This window comes from Streptosporangium sp. NPDC023963, from assembly GCF_040639135.1.
Taxonomy (GTDB): Bacteria; Actinomycetota; Actinomycetes; order Streptosporangiales; family Streptosporangiaceae; genus Streptosporangium.
Map to the genome: position 1 here is coordinate 131,080 of NZ_JBEZZK010000008.1, position 20,851 is coordinate 151,930.

At 70.2% G+C, this 20,851-nt stretch carries 15 protein-coding genes; 10 read left to right on the forward strand and 5 right to left on the reverse strand.

The window, feature by feature from the left end:
- Positions 1-105: 105 nt before the first annotated feature.
- Entirely contained in the window at positions 106-1,413 is a 1,308-nt protein-coding gene (locus AB0F88_RS24270; RefSeq protein WP_362688154.1) for a glycosyltransferase 87 family protein, read from the reverse strand.
- Positions 1,413-4,154 carry a transglycosylase domain-containing protein gene (locus AB0F88_RS24275; protein ID WP_362688157.1) on the reverse strand — a complete coding sequence of 914 codons (2,742 nt, stop codon included), beginning with the start codon at positions 4,152-4,154 and terminating at the stop codon, positions 1,413-1,415. The genes AB0F88_RS24270 and AB0F88_RS24275 overlap by 1 nt, the downstream gene beginning before the upstream one ends.
- A gap of 616 nt (positions 4,155-4,770) precedes the next feature.
- Here AB0F88_RS24275 and AB0F88_RS24280 point away from each other — a divergent pair.
- Together AB0F88_RS24280 and AB0F88_RS24285 are read left to right on the forward strand one after the other, a co-directional pair.
- Complete coding sequence (locus AB0F88_RS24280) at positions 4,771-5,445, forward strand: PadR family transcriptional regulator (RefSeq protein ID WP_362688160.1); 675 nt, start codon at positions 4,771-4,773, stop codon at positions 5,443-5,445.
- Positions 5,446-5,475: 30 nt separating this feature from the next.
- The gene (locus AB0F88_RS24285; protein WP_362688163.1) at positions 5,476-6,555 is read left to right on the forward strand and encodes an inositol-3-phosphate synthase; all 1,080 of its coding nucleotides are present in this window, start codon (positions 5,476-5,478) and stop codon (positions 6,553-6,555) included.
- Positions 6,556-6,699: 144 nt separating this feature from the next.
- Here the strand turns inward: AB0F88_RS24285 and idi are convergent, their stop codons facing one another.
- Positions 6,700-7,281: an isopentenyl-diphosphate Delta-isomerase gene (gene idi, locus AB0F88_RS24290; protein WP_362688166.1), complete on the reverse strand. Its 582-nt coding sequence runs from the start codon at positions 7,279-7,281 to the stop codon at positions 6,700-6,702.
- A gap of 135 nt (positions 7,282-7,416) precedes the next feature.
- Between idi and AB0F88_RS24295 the strand changes: the two genes are divergently transcribed.
- Positions 7,417-8,727, forward strand: coding sequence for an MFS transporter (locus AB0F88_RS24295; protein ID WP_362688169.1), 1,311 nt, complete (start codon positions 7,417-7,419; stop codon positions 8,725-8,727).
- Positions 8,728-8,794: 67 nt separating this feature from the next.
- Here the strand turns inward: AB0F88_RS24295 and AB0F88_RS24300 are convergent, their stop codons facing one another.
- Both AB0F88_RS24300 and AB0F88_RS24305 read right to left on the reverse strand, forming a co-directional pair.
- The gene (locus tag AB0F88_RS24300; RefSeq protein ID WP_362688172.1) at positions 8,795-10,048 is read right to left on the reverse strand and encodes an adenosylmethionine--8-amino-7-oxononanoate transaminase; all 1,254 of its coding nucleotides are present in this window, start codon (positions 10,046-10,048) and stop codon (positions 8,795-8,797) included.
- A gap of 103 nt (positions 10,049-10,151) precedes the next feature.
- Positions 10,152-11,615 (reverse strand): CCA tRNA nucleotidyltransferase, encoded by a 1,464-nt coding sequence (locus AB0F88_RS24305; protein ID WP_362688758.1) that lies wholly within the window; start codon positions 11,613-11,615, stop codon positions 10,152-10,154.
- A 159-nt stretch (positions 11,616-11,774) separates the two neighbouring features.
- Here AB0F88_RS24305 and AB0F88_RS24310 point away from each other — a divergent pair, with 159 nt between their 5' ends.
- The 7 genes from AB0F88_RS24310 to trxB all read left to right on the forward strand — a co-directional run bounded on the left by AB0F88_RS24310 (position 11,775) and on the right by trxB (position 20,753).
- Positions 11,775-12,296 carry a YbaK/EbsC family protein gene (locus AB0F88_RS24310; RefSeq protein ID WP_362688175.1) on the forward strand — a complete coding sequence of 174 codons (522 nt, stop codon included), beginning with the start codon at positions 11,775-11,777 and terminating at the stop codon, positions 12,294-12,296.
- Between the two features lie 46 nt (positions 12,297-12,342).
- Positions 12,343-14,469, forward strand: coding sequence for a DUF6049 family protein (locus AB0F88_RS24315; protein ID WP_362688178.1), 2,127 nt, complete (start codon positions 12,343-12,345; stop codon positions 14,467-14,469).
- A gap of 37 nt (positions 14,470-14,506) precedes the next feature.
- Positions 14,507-16,111 (forward strand): murein biosynthesis integral membrane protein MurJ, encoded by a 1,605-nt coding sequence (gene murJ / locus AB0F88_RS24320; protein ID WP_362688181.1) that lies wholly within the window; start codon positions 14,507-14,509, stop codon positions 16,109-16,111.
- Between the two features lie 195 nt (positions 16,112-16,306).
- Positions 16,307-17,833 carry a protein kinase family protein gene (locus AB0F88_RS24325; RefSeq protein ID WP_362688184.1) on the forward strand — a complete coding sequence of 509 codons (1,527 nt, stop codon included), beginning with the start codon at positions 16,307-16,309 and terminating at the stop codon, positions 17,831-17,833.
- A 114-nt stretch (positions 17,834-17,947) separates the two neighbouring features.
- Positions 17,948-18,595, forward strand: coding sequence for an RNA polymerase sigma factor SigM (gene sigM, locus AB0F88_RS24330; RefSeq protein ID WP_329088091.1), 648 nt, complete (start codon positions 17,948-17,950; stop codon positions 18,593-18,595).
- Entirely contained in the window at positions 18,585-19,508 is a 924-nt protein-coding gene (locus AB0F88_RS24335; protein WP_362688189.1) for a zf-HC2 domain-containing protein, read from the forward strand. The genes sigM and AB0F88_RS24335 overlap by 11 nt, the downstream gene beginning before the upstream one ends.
- Positions 19,509-19,817: 309 nt before the next feature.
- A complete protein-coding gene (gene trxB, locus AB0F88_RS24340; RefSeq protein WP_362688760.1) occupies positions 19,818-20,753 on the forward strand; it encodes a thioredoxin-disulfide reductase in 936 nt (311 codons plus the stop codon).
- Positions 20,754-20,851: the final 98 nt, after the last annotated feature.

Genomic DNA, 20,851 nt, shown 5'->3' on the forward strand with positions numbered 1-20,851 from the left:
CGGACCTGCCGGACGCCCGGCGAACACCCCCACCCGGGCCCCGCCACCTCGGCGAACGCACCGCCCGCCGGACGCGGACGCCCGGCGAACGGCTCCGTCCCCGCGCTAGGAGAGCGCGAGCCGGAAGCGGTCGGGTGCCCCGTCGAAGACGCCGCCCGCCTGGTCGTCGGTCCCATCCTCGCGGATCACGTCCTTGTCGGGAACGAAGATGTCCCGTACGACGAACGCCATCATGATCAGGATGGTGATCGCGCGGGCCCACACCGCGGTGAAGTAGGTGTCGCCCGAGATGCCCAGCGCCTCGTTGCCCGGCTGGATGCCGACCAGGTAGAGCCAGATCGCGAAGAAGTACCAGCACTCGGCGAGCTGCCAGAGCGCGATCGGCTTCCAGCCCGGCCTGGCCAGCACCGCGAAGGGGATCAGCCAGAGCACGTACTGCGGCGACCACACCTTGTTGGTCAGCATGAACGCCGCCAGCGTGAGGAAGCACAGCTGCATCAGGCGGGGACGGGTCCTGGCCGTCAGGGTGATCACGGCGATCGCCAGGCAGAACGCGGCGAGCGAGATGACACCCAGCTTGTCGAGGAGTTCGGAGTCACCCAGGACCGGCCACTGCTTCTGGTTGAAGAAGTACCAGATGGAGCCCCAGTCGGCCGGTCGCTCCTGGCTGAAGACGTAGAACCTCTTCCAGCCGTCGAAGGCGAAGACCATGATCGGTACGTTGACGACGAGCCAGGCGCCCGCGACGCCGCCGATCGTCTTGAGGAACGGCATCCACCTGCCGGTGCGCAGCGTCAGCAGGAACAGCGGGCCGAGGAACATCAGCGGGTAGAACTTGGTGGCGATCGCCAGGCCGAGCAGGATGCCCGCGAGCCACTGCTTGCGCTTCGACCAGGCCAGCAGCGCGCCCAGCGCGAGGGCGTTGGCCGCCAGGTCCCAGTTGATGTACGCGGTGAGGATCAGCGCGGGGGCCAGGGCGTACCAGAGCGCGTCCCAGCGCCTGGCGGGACCGGCCAGCGTGGCCATCAGCAGCACGCCGACGACCAGGCAGAGCGCCATGAGGATGACGGTGAGGTCGTAGAACGCCGTCCCCTGGTCGCTCATCGGGGTGACGATCCGGCGGAAGAACTCCATGATCCCGCCGATGCCGACGGGGTACTCGACCGGATAGTCGAAATAGGGGATCTTGCCCTCGTTGAGCTTCTCGTTCCACCACAGGGGATAGATGTCGGTGTAACAGAAGTTCGTGAACTGCAGGGTCCCGTGGTTCCACGCCCCGTCGACGCGGCACGGCCACTTCCAGAACCAGGCCAGGACCGCCCCCAGCCCCGCGAACAGGGCCAGGGGCAGGTACGGGATGGCCCGGGTGCCTAACTCGGGCAGCGGGCCTCGCGGCGACAGGAGGTTCTTCATCAGGGACGCCGTCCGCTCGCCGAGGGTGTCGGGACCAGGGCCGCGGCCGGCGTGCCGGGTGTGCCGGCCGCGCCCGGCGCGTCGTTCTGTTCCAGCTCGCCGTTCGGCGGGCCGTTGCCCGGATCGCCGTTCTCGCCGACGTCGCACGAGCCGTCCCAGGGCAGGCACTCGCGGCCGTCGGGCTCGCCCTGCTCGCCGCCGCCGTCGTTGTTGTCGTTCGGCGGCCAGCCGCCGTCGTCGCCGTTCTCGTCGGGGAACGGGTTGGTGTCGTCCATCGTCTGCGTCGGGCTGGGCGTCGGGGTGGGCGTGACCAGGTTGTTCCGCGTCCCGGTGTTGGCCCTCGGCGGGAACTGCAGGACCTCGTCCTTGGCGGTCACGACCTGCATGTAGTCGTGCCAGATCTGGGTCGGGGTGCCGCCGCCGCCGATGAAGGAGGGCATGGGCTCCTCGGCCCAGTGCACGACCTTGATCTTCGGGTTCGGCAGGCCGTACTTGTTGACCTTGAGCTTGCGCCTTCCCTCGGCCCCCAGCGGCTTGTTGTAGGGCACGTCCTTGGACATGCCGACCGCGGTGACGATCTGCGGGGTGAAGCCGACGAACCAGGCGTCCTTGTAGCCGTTGTTCGTGCCGGTCTTGCCGGCCACCGGCCGCGTGCCGAGGTTGGCGGCACCGCCGGTGCCGCCCTTGACGACGGCCTGCAGCGCGACGGTCGTGTCGGCCGCGGTCTCGGGAGTGATGACCTGCTTCTCGACGATCTGCTCGGGGAGCACGACGGAGCCGTCGACCGTGGTCACCTTGGTGACGGTGTGCCAGTTGTAGTGCTTGCCCTCGTTGGCGAAGATCCCGTAACCGGCGGCCTGCTCGACCGCGGTGACCGAGGCGCTGCCGATGGTGACCTGGTACTTCTGCTCCTCGACCGCGTAGTCGACAGCGTTCTTGCGCTTGTAGAGGGGGTTGTACTTGGTGGTCTCGCCGACCCCCGCCTCCTTGGCGATCCTCGCCACCTCCTCGAGGGTCACCTCCTTGCCCATCTGCACGAAGGCAGTGTTGACCGAGCTGGCCATGGCCTTGACCATGTCGATCGGCCCGAACGCCTGGTTCCCCGAGTTGCTGATCGGGGTGGTGCCGGGCATCTTGATCGTCCGCATGCCGTCCACCAGGCTGTCGAGCGACTTGTCGTTCTCCAGCCAGGCCGCGAGCACGTAGGGCTTGAACGCCGACGCCGCCTGCTTGGTGGAGTCGAACGCGCGGTTGACGGAGTCGTTGACGAAGTCGTCGCCGCTGTAGAAGGCGAGCACCCGGCCGTTCTTCGGGTCCACCGAGGCCAGCCTGGCGTGGATGGTCCGCTCCAGGCCGGAGGTGCGGGCCTTCACCGCCTTCTGCGCCGCCTCCATCATCTTCTCGTCGAAGGTGGTGTAGACCTTGTAGCCCTCGGTCTCCAGGTCCTCCTGCTCGATACCCCGCCCCTTGAGCTCCCGCAGGACGATGTTGAGCATGTAGCCCTTGAGACCCTTGTAGGTGTTCGCGGCCTTGGCCTTCTTGAACTTCAGGTCCTCGAAGGAGCTTCCCGCGTACTTGCCGTACTTGGCGGGGTCCATCTCCGCCATGTTCTTGAGCGCGGCGCCGAACCGCCACTTGATCGCGGAGTAGTCGCTCTTCTGCTCCTGGACGTCGAAGGCGCTCGGGTTCTGGACCCGGGCGGCCAGGTAGGCGCCCTCCGGCACGGTCAGCTGGCCGACGTTCTTGCCGAAGAACGTCTTCGCCGCCGCCTGGATGCCGTGCGCGCCACGGCCGAAGTAGATGAGGTTGAAGTACTCCTCGAGGATCTGGTCCTTCTCCATCGTCTTGCTCAGCTTGACGGAGACGAAGATCTCCTTGATCTTGCGCTGGATCGAGACCTCCTGGCTGAGGCCGTCGTAGTAGCCGCGCGCCATCTGCTGGGTGATGGTCGAGGCGCCCTGGAGCTGGGTGCCGCTCACGGTGCTCCAGAGCGAGCGGGCCATGCCCGCGAGGTCGATGCCGCTGTCGGTGCGGAAGGTCTGGTTCTCCAGGGCGATCACCGCGTCCTGGACGTGCGTGGGAATCTGCGCGAGCTTCACCGGGACGCGCTGGATGCCGATCCGCGCGATCGGGGTCTTCTTGTCGCGGTAGTAGATCACGCTGCCCCGGTCGTCCACGCTGGCCTGCGTGGAATTGGGGATGGGCGTGTTGGCGTAGGCGACCGCGATCATGCCGAAGACGCCCGCGCTGAGCACCACGAAGCTGGCCATGACGATCTTCCAGTTGGGCAGGAAGCGCGTCCACCTCTTGGGCTCGTCGTCGCCGTCGGGACCGCCGCCCCCGGGACCTCCGGGGCCCTCGGGACCTTCGGGTCCGCCCGCGGCGGGACCGCTCGCGCCACGCCCGCGGCGCCTGCGCCCGCCCTCGCCCGGCCTCGGACCGGCGGGACGCCCCCCGCCCGCCTGGGCGGCGAGCATCGCCTGGGTGTCCTCGAAGGCAGCCTCGGTGCGGCGGCCGGTCGGGTCGGTGTCGCGCCGGCGCGCCTCGCCGGGGGCGCCGGGGCCGCGCTGGGGAATCCCACCGGGAACGCCGGGGGCGCCAGGACCACCGGGGGCGCCAGGGCCGCCGGGGCCGCGCGGCGGCATGCCGCCGGGGGCGCCCGCGTCGCGCCGGGGCGGTCCGCCGGGCTGCTGGGACGGCGCGCCGCCGGGGTAGGGCATCCCGCCGTGCTGGGGCATCATCGCGGTGCGGGGATCGGCCCCCGCTCTCTGCGGTGGCCGATCCTGCGGTGCCTGCCGGGAAGAATCCCAGCTCGCGGCAGTTTGGGGGTTTTGTGAGGGGGGAACTGCACGGGGAGCGGCTCCTGGGCTCGAGCGACGGCGCCGCCCCTGGCGAGCCGATCCGTCGGCGCCTTCCTGGCGCCCGTCCGGCTCCGGGTCATTGCTGTGGCTGTAACTCACGCGTCCTCGTTTGGTCATCGGGGTCTATGACGGCGTGCAGGCGGGCGAGACTACCTCCTGATCAACGGAGACCTCGTCGCCTTGGCTCACTGGTAGCCGGCCTATTCGGGTGGATCTCCATTCCCGGGGACGAACGAGATCGCCAGGTGGTTCGGGCAACAACCTTGGCAGACCTCCCCCGCGTCGACGCGGGATTCCCGGCATTGAAAAGCGGTCCACGCCGCGCGGGGGCCGTGTCCCACCACCGCCTGCTGTGACCACATACGCGCCAGACTACGGCTTTTTGCGGTTTGCTCCCAACCTCTTGGGAAAGTCGCTGATTGCAGCCTTATGTTGAATGGACGTATCCTGTCGATGTATCGGTTCGATACATCGACGCGAGAGGTGGTGGTTTCCAGTGGCCGGCGGACGTGGCGGCGTGCTGGAGCTGGCCGTGCTCGGGTCGTTGCACGAGACCCCGCTACACGGTTATGAGCTGCGCAAACGGCTCAACGCCCTGCTCGGCATGTTCCGGGCGTTCTCCTACGGCTCCCTCTACCCGTGCCTCCGCCAGTTGCTCACCGACGGGCTGATCGTCGAAGACGGCGACGCCACCGCGGCCACCACGGCCGCCGACAGCGCCATCGTGCTCCCCGGCCGCCGTTCGAAGATCGTCTACAAACTGACCGCGGAGGGCAAGGAACGCCTGCAGGAACTCCTCACCCAGGCCGGCCCGTCCGCCTGGGAGGACGAGAGCTTCGGCGTGCACTTCGCCTTCTTCAGGCACACCGAGGCCGAGGTGCGCCTGCGCATCCTCGAAGGTCGCCGCAGCCGGCTCGAGGAACGTCTGGACGCCGTGCGCACGGCACTCGCCCGTACGCGCGAACGGCTGGACAGCTACACCCTCGAGCTCCAGCGTCACGGTCTGGAATCGGTCGAACGCGAAGTGCGCTGGTTGAATGAGCTGATCGCCACCGAACGGCGAGCATCGCCGCCGGAGGGGGAACGGCGGCCCGCGCGAGATGAGACGTCCAGGGCGCCCGCGCCAGGGACGGGCACGACGGGGCGGCACGCCACCCCGGAAGAGAACTGACCACTGAGAGAACAAAGGGGAGCGAGTGCCATGGGTTCGGTGCGCGTAGCCATTGTCGGTGTAGGCAACTGTGCCACGTCGCTCATTCAGGGCGTGCACTACTACCGGGACGCCGACCCCGGTGCCCGGGTGCCGGGCCTGATGCACGTGAAGTTCGGCGACTACCACGTCGGCGACGTGGAGTTCGTCGCGGCGTTCGACGTGGACGCCAAGAAGGTCGGGCGTGACCTGTCCGAGGCGATCGTGGCCTCGGAGAACAACACGATCAAGATCTGCGACGTGCCGCCGCTCGGCGTGACGGTGCAGCGCGGCCCCACCTACGACGGTCTCGGCGAGTACTACCGGGAGATGGTGGAGGAGTCCGACGAGGCCCCGGTCGACGTCGTGCAGGTCCTCAAGGACAGCAAGGTCGACGTCCTCGTCTCCTACCTGCCGGTGGGCTCGGAGGAGGCCGACCGCTTCTACGCCCAGTGCGCCCTCGACGCCAAGGTCGCGTTCGTCAACGCGCTGCCGGTGTTCATCGCCTCCGACCCCACGTGGGCCCAGAAGTTCGTCGACGCCGGGGTCCCGATCGTCGGTGACGACATCAAGTCGCAGGTCGGGGCGACCATCACGCACCGCGTGATGGCCAAGCTGTTCGAGGACCGCGGTGTCGAGCTGCTGCGCACGTACCAGCTGAACTTCGGCGGCAACATGGACTTCATGAACATGCTGGAGCGCAAGCGCCTGCAGTCCAAGAAGATCTCCAAGACCCAGTCGGTCACCTCGCAGATCCCGCACGAGATGCAGAAGGCCGACGTGCACATCGGCCCGTCGGACCACGTGCCGTGGCTCGACGACCGCAAGTGGGCGTACGTGCGCCTGGAGGGCAGGTCCTTCGGCGACACTCCCCTCAACCTGGAGTACAAGCTGGAGGTCTGGGACTCCCCCAACTCCGCCGGCATCATCATCGACGCGGTGCGCGCCGCCAAGATCGCCCTTGACCGGGGCATCTCCGGCCCGATCCTGTCCGCCTCCTCGTACTTCATGAAGTCACCCCCGGAGCAGTACTCCGACGACGAGGCGCGCGACTACGTGGAGAAGTTCATCCGCGGCGAGGTCGAGCGCTGACCTGCCGGCGTCGCACGACGACCGGACGGTGAACGGCGAGAGCCCCCGGCCCATGTGGGCCGGGGGCTCTCGCCGTGGAAACGGCCGCCGATGTGGGAGACCCTCACGCCGCCGGGACGTGGGACCGCAGCCTCGGCGGGCGGGTCAGCGGGCGGCGGGCGGGAGGTCGGCGGGGTCGGCGGCCCGCCATTCGAGCGGGTCGGCGCCGAGCTCGGCCAGCTGGGGGACCTGCTCGCGGCACCAGGGGGAGATCGCCAGACGGTCGCCGAGCACCCCGTCGGTGAACTCCTTCCACGGCATCCAGCGGACGTCGTCGACCTCGTCGGGGTTGGGCGCCGCCTCCGCGGTCACGAGCACCCGGTAGACCGGGCACAGCTCCCGCTCGACGGTGCCGTTGTCCATGACCGCGCGGTAGGAGAAGCGGGGCAGGAGGAGATCGACCTGGCCGGCCGCGAGGCCCAGCTCGTGGGAGAGCCTGCGGGTCACCGCCTCGGGAAGCGGCTCGCCGGGCAGGGGGTGGCCGCAACAGCTGTTGGTCCACACCCCCGGCCAGGTGATCTTGTGCAGTGCGCGGCGGGACAGGAGGACCCGCCCCTGCTCGTCGAACACGTAACTGGAGAAGGCCAGATGGAGGGGAGTGTCAAGACCGTGCACCGTGGCCTTGGCCGCCGTGCCGATCGCGTTTCCCTCGGTGTCGACAAGCACAACGTGTTCATCAGGTGTCACTCGACCGAGGGTACGTGATCATGTCGGTTTACCGCGCCCCCTAAGCGATACGTAGGCAAAGGTACGAAATGTCCAACTACCCCGTCAGGGATGTTCCCGATGCCCGCCCATCGCCGTCGCACATAGGCTGAGCGCGTGTCATTCGTATCCGATCTACGCGTGGTCCTGGAAGGTCGGGACTTCCGGAGGCTGTACGCGACCCGCCTGGTCTCGCAGTTCTCCGACGGGATCTTCCAGTTCGCCGTGGCCGGGTTCGCGTTCTTCAGCCCGGAGAAGAGCACGAGCGCGGTGGAGATCGCCGCCGGGCTGGCCGTGCTGCTGCTGCCGTACTCGATCCTGGGCCCCTTCGTCGGGGTGTTCATCGACCGCTGGTCGAGGCGGCAGATCCTGGTCATCGCGCCGCTGGTCCGCGGGGCGCTGCTGCTCGCCGCGGCGGGGCTCGTCGCCGCGGACGCCCCCGACGCGGTCTTCTACGCCGCCGCACTCGGCGTGCTCGGGGTGAACCGCTTCTTCCTGGCCGCGCTGGGAGCCTCGCTCCCGCACGTCGTGCCGGCCGACCGGCTGATGGTGGCCAACGCGGTCACCCCGACCTCGGGCACCGTGCTCACCTTCGTGGGCATCGGCGCCGGCTACCTGCTCCGGGCGGTCTTCGGCTCCGACCACCGGGGCACTTCGGTGCTGCTGGTCGTCTCCGGTCTCGTCTTCGGGCTCAGCGCGCTCATCTCCATGACCATGGGCAGGCGGCTGCTCGGCCCCGCCTACGACCCCGACCGGCCGCAGGCCCGCGAGGCCGTGCGCCATGTGCTGACCGGTCTGGCCGACGGCGTGCGGCACCTCGCCCGGCACCGGGCCGCCGCCGCGGCGATGGGCGCGATGGCCACCCACCGGTTCATGTACGGCATGTGCACGGCCATGATCGTGCTGCTGTCGCGCTACTACTTCGCCGAGAACGCCGAGGACGCGCTGAACGCGGTCTCCATCGTGGTCGCCACCTCGGGGGTCGGCTACTTCCTGGCCATCCTGGTCACGCCGTGGGCCACCGAGCGCTTCGGCATCGAGCGGTGGGTCCCGGCCATGCTGGTCACCTCCGGGGTGCTGACGCCGGCGCTCTGCGCGCCGTTCCAGGAGTGGGGATTCGCGGCCGCGGGCTTCGTCCTCGGCATCGCCGGGCAGAGCATCAAGATCTGCGCCGACACCGCCGTCCAGCGAGACGTCCAGGACGCCTACCTCGGCCGGGCCTTCTCCGTCTACGACATGCTCTTCAACGGCAGCTACGTGCTGGCCGCGGCCCTGGCGGCGGCGCTGCTCCCGCCGGACGGCAGGTCGTTGCTCGTGCTGGTGGTCATCGCCGCCGGATACGTCGCGGGCGCGGTGATCTACCGGATCATCACGCCGGCCAGGGTGATCCAGCCGCTGCCGCCGTCACCGTCACGGCCCTTGAAGTGACCGGACCGCCGCCGTCACCGTCACGGCCCTTGAAGTGACCGGACCGCCGTCATCGCCGACGCGGCCCTCACAGTGACCGGGCCGCAGCCGTCATCGCCGTCGTGACCCTCTCCAGGTCGCCGTCGCCGATCGAGTAGGGCGGCATCGCGTAGATCAGCCGTCCGAACGGGCGGAGCCAGACGCCGTGCCGCATGACGAGGTCCTGGACGGCGGGGACGTCGACGGGCTCGCGGGTCTCGATCACCCCGATCGCGCCGAGGACCCGCACGTCGCTCACCCCGGGGGCCCCCGAGGCCCCGGCCAGGCCCGCGAGGAGGCCCGCCTCGATGCGGCCCACCTCCTCGCGCCACGGGCGCTCCCGCAGCAGCTCCAGGGAGGCGTTCGCGACGGCCGCGGCCAGCGGGTTGCCCATGAACGTCGGCCCGTGCGCCAGCACGCCGACGCCCTCGGCCACCCGCTCGGTGCACAGCGTCGCGGCCATCGACATGTAGCCGCCGGTCAGGGCCTTGCCCAGGCACATGATGTCGGGCCTGATCCCGGCGTGGTCGCAGCCGAACAGCTCCCCGGTCCTGCCGAACCCGGTGGCGATCTCGTCGGCGATCAGCAGGACGCCGTGCTCGTCGGCCAGCTCGCGGAGCAGCCGCAGGTAGGCCGGGTGGTAGAAGTGCATGCCGCCCGCCCCCTGGACGACCGGCTCCACGATGATCGCGGCCAGCTCGCCGGCGTGCCGGGCGACCAGGTCCGCCAGCCGGGCCGCGTAGCCCTCGTCGTACTCGCGCGGCGGCCGGTCGGCGAACACGTGCCCGGGCAGCACGCCGGAGAACAGGTGGTGCATGCCGTTGACCGGGTCGCAGACCGACATCGCCCCGAAGGTGTCGCCGTGGTAGCCGCCTCTCACCGTGAGCAGCCGCCCCCTGCCGGTGAGCTGGAACGCCATCTTGATCGCGACCTCGACGGCGACCGACCCCGAGTCGGCGAGGAACACCTTCGGCAGCCCGGTCATCGCGGCGAGCGTGGCGGCCAGCCGCACGGCGGGCCCGTGGGTGAGCCCGCCGAACATGACGTGCGCCATGTCCTCCAGCTGGTCCTTCAGCGCCCGGTTGAGCCGGGGGTGGTTGTAGCCGTGGACGGCCGCCCACCAGGACGACATGCCGTCGACCAGCTCGCGGCCGTCGGCGAGCGTCAGCCGCACCCCGTCGGCGCGGGAGACGACGTGCGGCGCCACCGGCTGGGGTGTGGCCGCGTAGGGGTGCCACACGTGTTCACGGTCGAGCCTGGCGATCTCCGCCGGGGCGATCTCCGCGCCCCCGGCCGTCTCCACGATCCCCTCAAGGCCGCCGCGACCGCCGAGACCGCCGCGACCGTCCCAGGCTTCACGGCCGTCACGGCCGAAACGAGGACCGGGAGCACCGAAGCCGCCGAGGTCAGGAGCGCCGTTCAGGGTCCACCTCGCCGACGGCGTCGCCCGCCTCACCGCCCACGTCGCCGGTCCGGCCGTCCACCCCGTTCGCCCGCGCCCACTCACGGAGGGCGTCCGCGGCGGCCTCCTTACCGAGGACGCCCCGGTCGAGACGCATCTCCAGCAGGAACCTGTAGGCGCGGCCCACGACCGGGCCCGGCGGGACGCCGAGGAGCTCCTGGATCTCGTTGCCGTCGAGCTCGGGGCGGATCTTGCCGAGCTCCTCCTCCTCCGCCAGCCGGGCGATGCGCTCCTCCAGCTGGTCGTAGGTCTGCGACAGCGCCTGGGCCTTGCGCCGGTTGCGGGTGGTGCAGTCGGCGCGGGTCAGCTTGTGCAGGCGCTCCAGCAGGTGCCCGGCGTCGCGGACGTAGCGGCGCACGGCCGAGTCGGTCCACTCGCCCGTGCCGTACCCGTGGAAGCGCAGGTGCAGCTCCACCAGGCGGGAGACGTCGGCCACCACGTCCTTGGGGAACTTCAGCTCCGCCATGCGCTTTTTGGCGAGCTGGGCGCCGACCACCTCGTGGTGGTGGAAGGAGACCCGGCCGCCGGGCTCGTGGCGGCGGGTCTTCGGCTTGCCCACGTCGTGCAGGAGCGCGGCCCAGCGCAGGATCCGGTCGGGGCCGCTCTCCTCCAGGTCGATCGCCTGCTCCAGCACGATCAGCGAGTGCTCGTAGACGTCCTTGTGCCGGTGGTGCTCGTCGATCTCCAGACGGAGCTTGGGCACCTCGGGCAGCACGTGGTCGGCGAGCCCCGACTCGACGAGGAGCCGCAGGCCCTCGCGGGGGTGGTCGCCGCCGATGAGCTTGTCCAGCTCGTCGCGGATGCGCTCGGCGGAGACGATGTCGATCCTGTCGGCCATCGCGCCCATCGCGGCGAGCGCCGCCGGGTCGACGGCGAAGCCGAGCTGGCTGGCGAACCTGGCCGCGCGCAGCATCCGCAGCGGGTCGTCGCCGAAGGAGCGCTCGGGGGGGCCCGGGGTGCGCAGCACCTTGGCGTGCAGGTCGTCGAGGCCGCCGTGCGGGTCGACGAAATCGCGGGACGGCAGGCGCAGCGCCATCGCGTTGACCGCGAAGTCGCGCCGGGCCAGGTCGCCCTCCAGCGTGTCGCCGTAGGCCACGTCGGGCTTGCGCGACTTGGGATCGTACGACTCGCTGCGGTAGGTGGTGATCTCCAGCAGCCACCCGCCCTTGCGGACGCCGACGGTGCCGAAGTCGATGCCGATCGTCCAGATGGAGTCGGCCCAGTCGCGGACGAGCTCCAGGACCGTCTCGGGCCTCGCGTCCGTGGTCAGGTCGAGATCGTTGCCGATCCTGCCCAGGAAGACGTCGCGTACGGAGCCGCCGACGAGGGCGATCTGGTATCCCCTGGCGGCGAAGAGCTCGCCGAGCTCGTCCGCCACGGGTGCGATCTTCCGGAACAGCTCGCTCATGCCGTGGCGCTGGCTCTGGGTCAGATTTGAAAGGGACAAGCCGGGTAGGTCCTTCGGTTACGGAACATGTTCCCCTGCGGGGATACACCTGAAGCGATCACCAGGTTACGGTCGGTCAGGGAACCTCGGGGACTGTGCGTCGAGGCAAGGAGCACACACATGAAGGATGCGCTCGCGATCCACCGCTGGCTCCTCGCACACCAGGTCCATCATGAGATCGTACGCCTTCCGCGCGCGATGACATGCTCGGACGAACTCCCCGAGGTGCTGTCGGCGAGTCCCGAGATCTGCGTGGGAGTCACGGTCCTCGAGGTCACGACGCGGATCGGCCGCGAACCCGTGGCGGTCGTCACCTCCGTCGGCTCCCCGCCGCGCCCCGGCGTGGTCGCCGGCATCCTGGAGGCCCGGCGGGTCCGGCAGGCCTCGGCCTTCACCGTCAACTCCGCCACCGACTACGCCTCGGGCCTGGTCTGCCCGCTGCTGCTGCCCGCCACGCTCACCGTGCTGGTGGACGAGCGACTCACCCGCACCGTCACACCCGTTTACGTGCCCACCGGGGAGCGTCGTACGGCACTCCTGATCCGCGCCGACCATCTGCTCACACTGGTGTCAGGAAAGATCGTGGACCTGACCCGGCACGGCTCCCGGAGGGAGCCGGCGACCTTTCCCCTCGCCGGTTAGGCCATAGCATTACCGGCGTGCGCCGTACTCGACCCCTGGCCGGCACGTGATCCACAAGGCCGCGCTCCTCGCCCTGCTCGCCACCACGCTGCTCGTTCCCGCGGCCGTGGTCGTTCCGGGTACGGCGAACGCCCGGACGACCTCGGTGAGCCGGGCGGGCCTCCAGGTCGTGCTGGAGGCGATCGGCCCCGACGCCCCCCGCGACCCGACCACCGAGATCAAGCTGTCCGGCTCCCTGGTCAACTCCGGCACCGAGACCCTGAACGGGTTGCGCATCCGGATGCACTACTCCCCCCAGCCGTTCGCCCGGCGCGCCGACCTGGAGGCCTACCAGACGGGACAGACCCTCCCGAACTCGTGGTGCTGCGAGAGTTTCGTCCAGGCGCCGATCGCGCCCTCGGGCAAGCTGCCGTGGGAGTTCTCCTTCACGCCGCAGGAGCTGAAGTTCTCCGGCTTCGGCGTCTACCCGGTCATGGTCGAGGTGCTCAACGCCTTCGGGCAGCAGGGCACCCTGCGCACCACGGTGACCTACATGCCCAGGGAGACCAGGGTGGCCCGCACCCGGCTCGCCACGGTGCTGCCCATCGTCGACCAGCCGCGCCGGGCCGGCGACTCCACCTTCGTCGACGAGGGCCTGCCCGCGGCCATGGCCCCCGGCAAGCGGCTGGGCGACCTGCTCAAGATCGCCCAGGACACGTCGTCCGCCAAGGGGCTCACCTGGATCGTCGACCCCGCCCTGCTCGACGACGCGCGGGCCATGGGCGAGCCGCACGCGGTCAGGGTCAAGGACCGCACCCAGCAGCGCCCCGCGACCCCCGAGACCGCCCAGTGGCTGAACGACTTCCGCGAGGCCGTCGCCGACCACCCGGTGGTGGCGACCCCGTACGGCGACCCCGACGTGGCGGCCCTCGCCCACAACGGCGTCGACGACGCCACCGGGACCGGGATCGCCGCGGCCGGGATCGTGGCCAGGGAGACCCTCGGCCGCGACGTGATCACCAACGTGAACTGGCCGGTGGGCGGCCTGATCGACTACGACGGGCTGGACCTGCTGGCCACCGGCGGCGTCGGCACCGTGCTGCTGAACGGGCCGAACCTGCCGCCGGTGACGCCCCCGGTCACCACCCCCGACGCCGCGGCGACCCTGGAGAGCGTGAACGGCCCGGTCACCGCCCTGGTCGCCGACGCGGCGCTGAGCGAGACCATCGGCGCCGACACCTCCGCCCCCGGCGCGGCGCTGGCGAACCGCCAGCGGTTCATCGCGGAGACGGCGATGATCGCTTCGGAGCCCGGCACCCCGGCCAGGACGGTGATCGCCGTCCCGCACCGCCGCTGGGACCCCGATCCGGAGTACGTGACCGATCTGGTCGAGACGGCCGCCACCCTGCCCTGGCTGGCGCCCGTCACGCTCGACACGGTCAAGCGCGCCAAGGGCGTCCCCCCGGTCCCGCGGGCCGGCCTGACCTACACCGACCAGGACAGGAAGCTGGAGCTCTCCAAGCAGTACCTGACGGGCGTCAGGAGGGTCGGCGCCCGCGCCGACCTGACCGCCGCGATCACCACCGCCCAGGACCTCGACGTCTTCGACCTGGCGCTGCTGCGCCTGACCTCCTCGGCGTGGCGCGGCAAGACCGCCAACGCCGCGCCGTACGTCCAGCAGGTCGCCGAGGCGATCGACAGCCGGATCGCCATGGTCAACATCACCGGCAGCGAGCAGTCGCGGCTGCGCACCCTGGCCGGCAGCAACGGCGACGTGCCGATCAGCGTGCGCAACGAGCTGAGCGGCGAGGCCGGCGAGGTCGCGGTCGCGGTCCGGCTCAAGGTGACCTCCGACCAGCCCGACCTGCTCAAGATCGAGCCGTACGAGGACAAGCTGGAGATCCGCGGCGGCCAGAACCAGACCATCCGGATCCCGATGACCTCCAGGTCCAGCGGCCAGACGACCGTGACGGTCCAGCTCACCACCGAGGACGGCCGCAAGTACGGCAAGCCGATCGAGCTGACCGTGCGGACCACCGGCTACACCGGGGTCGCCCTGGTGATCGTGGGGGCGGCTCTCGTGGTGATGCTGGCGGCCGTCGTCCTGCGCGTCCTGCGCCGCCGGGGAGGCCGCCGTCCGGCGGCTGCCCCGCCGCCGGCGCGCGAGCGCGAGCCCGCCGGTACCGAGTCGTGAGCGCCCGGCGCTCCGAGCACCTAGCGAAGGAAAGCGCATGAGCAGGGTCCTGCGCGCGAGCGCGATCATGGCTGCGGGGACGATGGTCTCCCGCGTCACCGGCTTCGTCCGGACGGCGGTGCTCGCGGCGGCCATCGGGACCTTCGCGCTGGGCGACGCCTACAACGTGGCCTACACGATCCCGCTCATCCTGTTCGACCTGCTCATCGGCGGGATCCTGAGCAGCGTCGTGGTTCCGATGATCGTAAGGCGGCAGAGGTCGGACCCGGACGGCGGCCGGGCCTACGAGCAGCGGCTGATGACCCTCGGGGTCGTCGCGCTGACGCTGATGGCGCTGCTCGCGGTGGCGCTGGCCAGGCCGCTGATCGGCCTCTACAGCGCCGACTGGGGCACGGAGAAGACCGAGGTCGCGGTCACCCTGGCCCGGTACATCCTGCCGCAGATCGCCTTCTTCGGGATCGGCGCGATCGCGGGCGCGATCCTCAACACCCGCGACAGGTTCGCCGCGCCCATGTGGGCGCCGGTTCTGAACAACATCGTGATGATCGGCGTCGCGATCGTCTACTACGTGAAGCTGGGCGGATCGGGCACCGACATCGACACCGTGACGGACGGCGACCTGCTGCTTCTCGGGCTCGGCACCACCGCCGGCATCGTGGCCCAGTGCGTGGTGCTGATCGTCGCGCTCCACCGGGTCGGCTTCCGCTTCCGTCCCCGGTTCGACCTGCGCAACGCCGGTCTCGGCGAGATGGCACGGACCGCGTCCTGGACCTTCGCCTACGTCGGGATCAGCCAGCTGGGCTTCCTGATCACCACCAAGCTCGCCTCGGGCGCGGGTGAGCGCGCGCCCGGCGCCGGCAACTCGGCCTACGCCTACGCCTACCAGTTCTTCCAGCTCCCGTACGGGATCATCGCGGTCTCCGTGATCACCGCGATGCTGCCCAGGATGAGCCGGGGGGTGGCCGACGGGCAGCTCGACACGGTCCGCGAGGAGTTCGCCTCGGGGGTGCGGCTGGTGTCGGTGCTGCTGGTGCCCGCCGGGCTGCTGCTGATGGTGCTGGGCCCCGCGGTGACCGTGCTGATCTTCTCGTGGGGCAACATGACCGTCGACTCGGCGGTCCACATCGGCAACGTGCTGCAGGTCTTCGGGCTGGCGCTGGTGCCGTTCTCGATCTTCCAGCTGCTGCTGCGGGTCTTCTACTCCTTCGGCGACACCCGCACCCCGGTGTTCCTCGCCCTCGGCAACGTGGCGGTCAACGCCACGCTCAGCCTCACGGCCTACTACGCCCTGCCCCCCAGGTACATCGTGATGGGCCTGGCCTTCGCGTTCACCGTCGCCTACGTGGTCGGCGCGGCGGTCGCCTGGATCCTGGCGGCGCGCCGCGTGGGGGGCCTGGCGGGGCGCAGGGTGGCCGCCGGGCTGTCCCGGATGTACGTGGCCGCGCTCCCCGCCGCGGCGCTCGCGCTCGGCGTTCTGTGGCTCATGCAGGAGCTCACGGGGCTGGACGCGCTGAGCGCGGCCATCATGCTGGCGGTGGGCGGCGGACTCGGTATGGTTCTTTACTTGGCGATCGCCCACCGGATGCGCATCCCCGAGGTGAGTTCGATCGTTGGAATGGTGGCAGGACGGGTAGGCCGGTAACCCAAAGACTTGTCTCAAACGTCTGACAAGACGAACACGGGCGGAACCGGCGCGGGACTACCATGGTGCGACGCGTGTGGTGACATGCGGCTAATGGAAGCAGGAGGGCGTGGGCGGATCCACCCAGCATCGTGTGATGTGTCGTGATGTGCTGACCGGGCATGGTGCTGTCGTGTTCTCAGGTACGGGGTCCTCGTGAGTTCCCCCGCCGTCGAGCCCGGCACCAAGCTGGCCGAGCGTTTCCGGCTCGAGGACCGCGTCCACGAGTCGGGCGGTGCCACCCTGTGGAAGGCCATCGACGAGGTGCTCGCCAGGCCCGTCGCCGTCCACACCTTCGATCCCGACTTCCCCCGCCTGAACGAGGTCGTCACGGCGGCCAGGGTGGCCAGCCGGCTGACCGACCCCCGCCTCACCCAGGTCTTCGACGCGACCGAGGACGACGGCCACTCCTACGTCGTCAGCGAGTGGGTGAGCGGCGAGTCCTTCGGCGACATGATCGCGAACGGGCCGCTCGACCCCGAGCGGGCCGCCGCGATGGTCGCAGAGGCCGCGGAGGCGCTGGCCCACGCGCACGAGGCGAACCTCGCCCACCTCTGCCTCACCCCCGAGCACCTGGTGTGGACGGCGGGCAGCACCGTCAAGCTGCTCGGCCTGGGAGTCGACGCCGTCCTGGACGACGTGACGAGCGACGACCCCGCCCGCGAGGACGCCGAGGGTCTCGGCCGCCTGCTGTACGCCGGGCTGACCGGCCACTGGCCGGGCGACGAGCAGGACGGCGGCGGCCTGCCCGTCGCGCCCATGGGCGACGGGCACTTCTGCACGCCGCGCCAGGTCACCGCGGGTGTTCCCGGCTACCTGGACGCCATCGTCTGCCGGGCCCTGCTGCCGGAGACCAGGCGCGGGCTCGAACCGCTGACCACGCCCGCCGAGGTCGCCGAGGCCCTGGCCTCGGTGTCGCGGCCCAGTCCCCTGCCGATGCCGACGCCGATGCCCATGACGGCGCTGCCGGTGGCGGCCTCCCGCTCCGAGGGCATCGACACCGCGGCGCCCCAGCGCCACACGCCCCCTCCCCAGCACCACCACCAGAACCAGCACCGCCCGATGCCCCGCCAGGCGGGCGGCGGCATGGTCAACAAGGTCGCCATGACCGTCGTCGTGCTGCTGGTGATGGTGGCCGTCGGCCTGGGCGCCTGGACCCTCGGCCGCAGCATCGGCAACGCCGGCACCCCGGAGACCGGCGAGGAGAGCACCACGCCCACGCCGACCGCGGCGGTCGGCACCCGGGAGGTGAAGCCCTCCTCGGTCACCGGCTTCGACCCGCTGGGCGACAACGAGGAGCGCGGCGAGCTGGCCATCAACGCGACCGACGGCAAGGAGTCCACCGACTGGCACTCCGAGTCGTACGACTCCGCCGACTTCGGCCGGCTCAAGACGGGCGTGGGCCTCCTGCTGGACATGGGCGAGAGCGTTCCGGTCAAGCAGGTGACGGTCAACTTCGGCAGCACCTCGGGAGGCACCGTGGAGCTCAGGGTCGGCGACTCCCCGCAGCTCGACGACCTGTCGGTCCTGCAGAAGATCAACGGGGTCTCCGGCAAGAAGACGTTCACCGCGGAGAGCCCGAAGAAGGGCCGCTACGTGCTCGTCTGGTTCACCAAGATGCCCACCTACCAGGGGAAGTACCGCGGCCAGGTGCTGGACATGAAGGTCCTCGCGACCAAGTGACACCGCTCCGATTTGATCTGTTTTACCCGGCTTCTTGCAGATCATCGGAGAATCCGTGGCACCATCTATCCCGTAGAGGTGTTCTCCCCGGATCGGCATAGCAGGACTCTCCTTGTGAATTCCCCACCCGAGACCCCGCCAGCGGCGGACGAGCAGACGGCGAAGGCCCCCGTGTCCGACGCCGACCTGCTCACCCGGCACATCGCCGGGGATCCGCACGCCTTCAGTGAAATAGTCAAGCGACATCGAGACCGCATGTGGGCGGTCGCCCTGCGCACGCTGGGCGATCCCGACGAGGCGGCCGACGCCGTTCAGGACGCCTTCGTCTCGGCCTACCGCAAGGCCGGGAGCTTCCGCGGCGAGGCGGCGGTGACCACGTGGCTGCATCGCATCGTGGTCAACGCCTGCCTCGACCGCATGCGCAGGAAATCGGTGCGCCCGGTGGCCGACGACGAGCTCGTCGAGGCCGCGGAGCGCGAGACCCCGGTGCTCGACCAGACGGCCGAGCGCGAGGTGTCCATGGAGGTCTCGGCGGCCCTGAAGCTGCTGCCCTCCGACCAGCGCGCCGCGCTGGTCCTCGTGGACATGATGGGCTACTCGGTCGAGGACGCGGCCCAGGTGCTGGAGGTGCCGAGCGGCACGGTGAAGAGCCGATGCGCTCGCGGAAGGGCGAAACTCGCCCCGATTCTTTCCCATTTGCGGAACCGATCAGACCTGTCTCGCGTCTCATCCGCGAAGGGAGCAGAACTTCGTGACGGGTGATACGCACTACGACCTGGAGATCTTGGCCGAACTGGCCGAGGGGCTCCTCGACGCCGCCACGGCCATGCGGGTACGCGAGCATCTCGCGATCTGCGATCCCTGTGGTGAGAGCCTCGCCGACCTCGCGGCAGTTCGCGAGGTGCTGGCGGCGACCCCTACACCGGCGATGCCGATGGGAGTCGCGCTGAGGATCGACCGCGCACTGGCCGCTGAGGCAGACAGCTTCCGTGGAGGTGGAGTGGGCCTGGTGGAAGCACCGGCCTGGGACGACATAATGCGTGACGCGCCGTGGGAGACGTCCTCTCCCGCAGAACCGGCGCCATGGGAGACGACCCCTCTGCGGGCACCGCTCCCGCAGCAGGAGCCTGAGCTCGAGCCGGTGCGGCTGGGGGTCGTCGGCGACGACGGCACCGTGGTCCCGGCGGCCCCGGCCAGGCGTCGCGGCGCGAACCGGCGGAACCGGCGGAACCGGTGGGCGATGCCCGCCGCGGCGGCGGGCATGGCGGCGGCGGTGATCGGCGCGACCGTGCTGGCCACCGGGACGCTGACGGCGTCCGGGCCGGACCAACTGCCGATGAGCGCCCTGCCCGCGCCTGCGGACACGATCCAGTACGCGCTGACCGACAGCAACTACAACTACACCGACGCCGAGCTTCGCGGCTCGCTGCTCGACTACATCGGTCCCGGGACCATCCTCGGGACGGCCGAGAACTCGGGGATCGACAAGTGTGTCCGGCAGGTCTCGGCGCAGGTCGGCATCTCGCCCTTCGCCGTGGACCAGGGGTTCTACAACGGGCAGGAGGCCAACATCCTGCTCTTCTGGCAGAACCAGGCCAAGAACACGGTGCGCGTCCACGTCGTGGGCCCGCAGTGTGACGACGTGCGCAAGCCAGGCCTCGCACGCTGGAAGTGACCGGCGGTGCGGCCCCGGGTGACCTCGACAGGCCACCCGGGGCGGCCGACGGTGAAACACCCGGAATGACCGGTGACATCCGGAATGACCGGTGGCACACGGGATGACCGGCGACAAGGATCCCGAGGTGATCCGTGGCGGGTAATCCGCCGCCAAAACCCTCGCTTCCACCGTGGGTGCCCGGCATGGATTCGTCCGTGCCGGGCTTTCCGGTTCCACCCGGGGGATCCGTCACCGCGCCGGGCGGGAATCACCGGCGCCTAGGATCTGTTGACGCCGGTGGCATCGACAGAGGGAGAGGCGCGAGCGCTGATGGACGTCCGGAATGTGATCATCATCGGGTCGGGTCCCGCGGGTTACACGGCCGCGGTGTACTCCGCGCGTGCCGAGCTGAATCCGCTGGTCTTCGAGGGGTCGGTCACCGCAGGTGGCGCCTTGATGAACACCACCGAGGTGGAGAACTTCCCAGGCTTCCCCGGCGGCATCATGGGCCCGGACCTGATGGACGGGATGCGCAAGCAGGCCGAGCGGTTCGGCGCCGAGCTGGTCGCCGACGACGTGGTCGAGGTCGACCTGGCCGCCAACCCGAAGGTCGTCAAGACCGCCACCGACACCTACTACGCCACGTCCGTCATCCTGTCGATGGGCTCGGGTTACCGCGAGCTGGGCGTGCCCAACGAGAAGCGCCTGTCGGGCCACGGGGTGTCGTGGTGCGCCACCTGTGACGGGTTCTTCTTCCGCGGCCAGGACATCGTGGTCGTCGGCGGCGGGGACACCGCGATGGAGGAGGCGATCTTCCTGACCCGGTTCGCGGCCTCGGTGACGGTGGTGCATCGTCGTGGCGAGCTGCGCGCGAGCAAGATCATGCAGGATCGGGCGTTCGCGAACGAGAAGATCCACTTCCTGTGGGACAGCGAGGTCGTCGACGTGCTCGGCGAGAACAAGGTGAGCGGGGTGCGGGTACGCAACCTCAAGACCGGCGCGGAGGCGGAGCTGGCTGCCACCGGGCTGTTCATCGCGATCGGCCACGATCCGCGCACCGAGCTGGTCAAGGGCCAGGTGGAGCTGGACGACGAGGGCTACATCAAGGTCGAGGCGCCCTCGACGCGCACGAACCTGGAGGGCGTCTTCGCCGCGGGTGACGTCGTCGACCACACCTACCGCCAGGCGATCACCGCCGCCGGCACCGGGTGCGCCGCCTCGCTCGACTCCGAGCGCTGGCTGGCCGAGCACCACGGCGCGTGAAGACCGCGTGGAGACGTGAAGACCGCGTGAAGACAGGGTGTGACGACGGCGTGTGACGACAGGGTGCGCGGCCGGGTGTGACGCCCCCGCGAGGCACG